Below are 4,603 nucleotides of genomic sequence, written 5' to 3'. Positions count from 1 at the left end.
AATATGAACAGACGTGTGAATTCCCGTTAACTTTTCAAAGGCCCGTTGGGCAACTAAGCCAGCGTGATAACTGGTTCCGGCACCAATAATGTACAAGTGGTCTGCTGCCGCCATGGCTGACAGCAAGTCATCGTCGACCTGTGGCTTCCCGTCCCCTGGCAGGTATTCAGAAACCAGGTGACGCATAACCGCTGGCTGCTCATCAATTTCCTTCAGCATGTAGAACGGGTAAGCGCCCTTGTCAGCGGCTGACGGGTCCATATCGACGGTGAACGGCTGCCGTTTCTTTTCTTCACCATCAAAGCTGGTAATTGAGACGTGGTCTGGCTTAACAATCACCAGTTCATGATCTTCCAGCTCCATGAAGCGGTTAGTTTCTTTAATCATGGACATGGCATCAGAACCAGCCATGTTGTAGCCATCCCCCAGGCCGATCAACAATGGGCTCTTGTTTTTGGCCACAAAGAGGGTGTCCGGCTGTTGCCGGTCCATCAAAACGAACGCGTATGATGAATCACCACTAATTAACCGTAAAACCTTCAGCATGGCACTACGGGTATCCATGTGGTTGTTCAGCACAAACCAGTCAACCAGCTGAACAATTACTTCCGTATCCGTCTGACTCTTGAAATCAACGTCTGATAGGTATTCATCCTTCAGTTGTTGGTAGTTTTCGATTACCCCGTTGTGTACCAGGTAAAAACGGTTATCGCTAGAGAACTGCGGATGGGCATTGGCTTCACTCGGTTCACCGTGCGTTGCCCAACGAGTGTGGCCGATTCCAGCAGTGCCATGGACGTTGCCCTGCTCGTTAATCGCCTGCTCCAGGTTCTTAATCCGCCCAGTCCGCTTGACTAGGTAGTCGTGTCCCTCCTGGTCATTAACGTAGATCCCCGCTGAATCGTACCCCCGGTATTCCAACGCCTTGAGGCCGTTAAGTAAGATGTTCACACTTCGCTTATTTCCGGTAACACCAACAATTCCGCACATAATGTTCACCCTTTACATTTAACTTCATTTAAATAGTTCATTATCAGTAATTGAAATAACTAGAAACCAGGTAACATGATACAAAAACGCGTTTGCCAATGTCAACCAATCAGTGATTTAGCAAACGCGATTACTTTTAACTTCTATTATTCAACTATTCAACACCAACAGTGGCCTTCGCCACTTCAAAAATTTCGGTTACAATATCGTGGCATTGTTCCTTGGTCGGCGCCTCTGCCATAATACGAATCAGCGGTTCGGTTCCACTGGCCCGTACCAGGACCCGCCCATCACCGTGAAGCCGGTGTTCGACCTTGTCAATGGCTGCCAGCAATGTCTCATTTTTCATCGCTGCCTTTTTATCGTCAACCTTGACGTTGACCAGCTCCTGCGGGTAGTCCTGAACCGGTGCTGCCAGTTCAGCCAACGTCTTTCCGGAAGCGGCCACGACAGACATTAACTGCAATGCCGTTAGCATTCCGTCACCGGTCGTGTTGTAGTCGAGGAAGACGACGTGACCTGATTGTTCACCACCCAGGTTATAGCCATCCTTTAACATTTCCTCCACTACGTAACGGTCGCCTACCTTCGTCCGCACGCCATGCATTTCGTTGGCTTCCATGGCCTTATACATTCCCATGTTAGACATGACTGTCGTCACGATGGTGTCTTTTTTCAATTTACCCTTCTCATCCATGGCAGCTCCACAGATGTACATCACCTTATCACCATTGATCAAGTTGCCATCAGCATCAACTGCGATACAACGGTCACCGTCGCCGTCAAAAGCCACCCCCAGGTCGGCTCCCTGTTCAACGACCGCTTTTTGTAGCGATTCAGGGTGTGTCGAACCACAATTAAGGTTGGTATTTAACCCGTTAGGCGTGTCGTTAATCGTACTGAAATTCACGTTTAAGTCCGCAAAGAGGTTGGAAACAAAGGGGCTCGTCGCCCCATTGGCAGCATCGACGACAATCTTCAGCCCACTCAGGTCCGTTGAGACCGTTTGCTCCAAGAATGAGACGTACTTCAAGCCGCCTTCGCGGTAGTCTTCCACTGATCCCAGTCCTTCTGCCGACGGCCGTGGCAGACGATCTGCTGATGCATCGAGAAGTGTTTCGATTTCTGCTTCCAGCTCATCAGACAGCTTAAAGCCATCAGAACCGAAGAACTTAATCCCATTGTACTTGATCGGGTTATGCGAAGCGGTAATCATTACCCCAGCGTCCGCCTCCTGAGCCCGGACGAGGTATGCTACCCCCGGCGTGGTAACCACCCCGAGACGCAGGACTTCAATGCCGACTGACAGCAATCCCGCAACCAGCGCGTTTTCCAACATCTGTCCGGAAATCCGGGTATCACGCGAAACTAACACCTGCGGTTGCTTCCGTTCTGAGTGCTGAGTGAGGACATAGCCACCCGTCCGTCCCAGCTGAAAAGCTAGTTCCGGACTAAGGTCTTCGTTCGCCACACCGCGAACCCCATCAGTACCAAAGTATTTCAAATCCATTATCAAATTCCTCGTTTCTTAAGTTATTAGGTTGTTATTGGTTGGACGAGTTAGCATTACTGCTTTCGGTACTGCTATCGTCGTCATGTTGGTTATTCTTAGTTGACGAGCTGCTTGAACTGTCAGATGACGAGTCCTTACTACTGTTGCTGCTACTTGTCATCCCGTTGGAGCTAATCGGCACAGTGACACTGACGTTATTAGGGCTAATAATGACGTTCAGAATCCGGCCATGTTTGTCCACCGCCTGCAACGTTGCTTGCCGGTGCAGGTCACTAGTGGCGTTCTTTGGAACATTGACTTCCGCCACCACCTTCGCAACCCGCCGCACTTCATCGCGGGCTCCACTGACCTGCACGTTACTCATCGAGCTCTTCGGTGTCCCGACTTCATATCCGCCATTAACGGTTTTGGAACTCAAGCGAACTTCAACGGGAACTGTCGTTGTCGCCCGGGGTTGAATATTAACTTTAATCTTCTCAGGTGTCAATGCAGCCCGTAGTTCAGAATTCAAGCCCGAAGTCTTCAACTTGACCGTGTGGTGACCAATCCCAAGTTTAGAAAGGTCCGCATAAACCTTAAAGTTCTGGGTATTGGCGGTCGTGGTAACAAGTGCAGATGGCCCACTCACTTTCACGCGAACATATTGTGGATATCCGGTAATCACGTAACGCTGACTATTGACCTTTAACTGCAAGGGCATTTTAATTGTTGCCGACCGGTTGGACATCAGCGCACTGTTATCCCCTGTGCGGGTGTTCTGACGCAGGAAGCCGTCCTTACTACCATTAACATAGATAAACAGGAAAATTGCCAAAATCAGTGATGAAATCCGCAACACACAGATGTTACTGAAGAAGGAATCATTGTTGCGATTACTTTTCATCGCTGCCACCTCCTCTGCCGAAGAGGCGCCCCACGGCACCTACAACCCAGCTATTCGCAGTCTCTTCAGTATGACTGTAAAGTTGCGAACGCATGAACTTAATATAATCCTTTTGCGACATATTACGCATCAGCTCATTATCCTTCGTCAGGGAGACCTCCCCGGTTTCCTCGGAAATGACAATGGTCAACGCATCTGTGACTTCACTAATCCCGACGGCTGCCCGGTGGCGAGTCCCTAATTCCTTCGGGATCAGCTTACTGTCTGACAATGGCAGATAAGCTGCGGCCACGGCAATTCGGTCGTCTTTAATGATGACTGCCCCGTCATGAAGCGGCGTGTTTGGGATAAAGGTATTAATTAACAGCGCCCCTGTCACCTTAGCGTCAAGCGGAATCCCAGTTTCAATATATTCTTCTAGGCCGGTATCCATCTGAATACTAATAAGGGCCCCAATCCGTCGTTTCGACATGTATTGGATGGCCTTATCTAGTTGCTGAATCAGGTCCTCAGCCTCAGCGTTTCCACTGTGCTTATGAGTGAAAACATTCCCACGGCCGAGGCGTTCTAGTCCCCGCCGAATTTCTGGCTGGAAAATAACGACGATGGCGATGACACCCCAATTGATAATCTGATCCATCAGCCATGAAACGGTGCTCAGGCCGACATACCAGCTGATCAGCTTGATTACCAGGATAATAATAATTCCCCGGAAAAGTTGAACAGCCTTCGTTCCTCGGACAAGGAGGAGCATTTCGTAGATCAGCAGCCAAATAAAGAGAATGTCAACTAAGCTGACGAGCGAATGCCAAGTCAGCAATGACGAAAAAATCTGCATTGCAATGCCTCCAGTTGATATCACTTTCATATTATATCATCATCCCCGCCTCCTTGACCGAAAACATTAACCGCCATGGCCGGCAAACTTTGGTAACATGGAGGGAACGGAGGGAAGAAAATGAAGAGAATAAGTACAAACTGGCAGATCCGGCTTTTTTTAATTGGCTGGATCATTTTACTCAAATTAGTCATGAAAGCCCCCTATCACTTTATGGCTTTTAACGTTTTCCTAGCGTACGTCCCGATTGAACTCGGCTTTCAATTGCGGCACTTTGCCGACAGACGCTCACTAGCCTTTTGTGTCCTACTAGTTTTATGGGTGATGTTTTACCCTAACGCTCCTTATGTCATCACAGACCTCTTTCACCTTGCCTGGT

5 protein-coding genes are annotated in these 4,603 nt (G+C 49.0%); 1 reads left to right on the top strand and 4 read right to left on the bottom strand.

Going from position 1 to position 4,603, the window contains the following annotated elements:
- From Q0E49_RS07845 to cdaA, 4 genes are all read right to left on the bottom strand, one after another.
- Positions 1 to 990, bottom strand: a 990-nt coding sequence (locus Q0E49_RS07845; RefSeq protein WP_295747786.1) for an isomerizing glutamine--fructose-6-phosphate transaminase, incomplete at its 3' end; no start/stop codon positions are given.
- Between the two features lie 154 nt (positions 991 to 1,144).
- Positions 1,145 to 2,500, bottom strand: coding sequence for a phosphoglucosamine mutase (glmM, locus tag Q0E49_RS07840; RefSeq protein ID WP_295747783.1), 1,356 nt, complete (start codon positions 2,498 to 2,500; stop codon positions 1,145 to 1,147).
- 34 nt (positions 2,501 to 2,534) lie between these two features.
- Positions 2,535 to 3,386, bottom strand: a complete 852-nt coding sequence (locus Q0E49_RS07835; protein WP_295747780.1) for a CdaR family protein — start codon at positions 3,384 to 3,386, stop codon at positions 2,535 to 2,537.
- Positions 3,376 to 4,224, bottom strand: coding sequence for a diadenylate cyclase CdaA (gene cdaA, locus Q0E49_RS07830; protein ID WP_295747777.1), 849 nt, complete (start codon positions 4,222 to 4,224; stop codon positions 3,376 to 3,378). Before cdaA ends, Q0E49_RS07835 begins: the two co-directional genes overlap by 11 nt.
- A 120-nt stretch (positions 4,225 to 4,344) precedes the next feature.
- Here cdaA and Q0E49_RS07825 point away from each other — a divergent pair.
- Positions 4,345 to 4,603: DUF1361 domain-containing protein (locus tag Q0E49_RS07825; protein WP_295747774.1), on the top strand; the 259-nt coding region annotated here is incomplete at its 3' end.

The sequence above is a fragment of the uncultured Limosilactobacillus sp. genome (genome assembly GCF_934202235.1).
Classification (GTDB): domain Bacteria; phylum Bacillota; class Bacilli; order Lactobacillales; family Lactobacillaceae; genus Limosilactobacillus.
The sequence above is the reverse complement of the archived record's forward strand: the minus strand, read 5'-3'. Positions and strand labels throughout refer to the sequence as shown.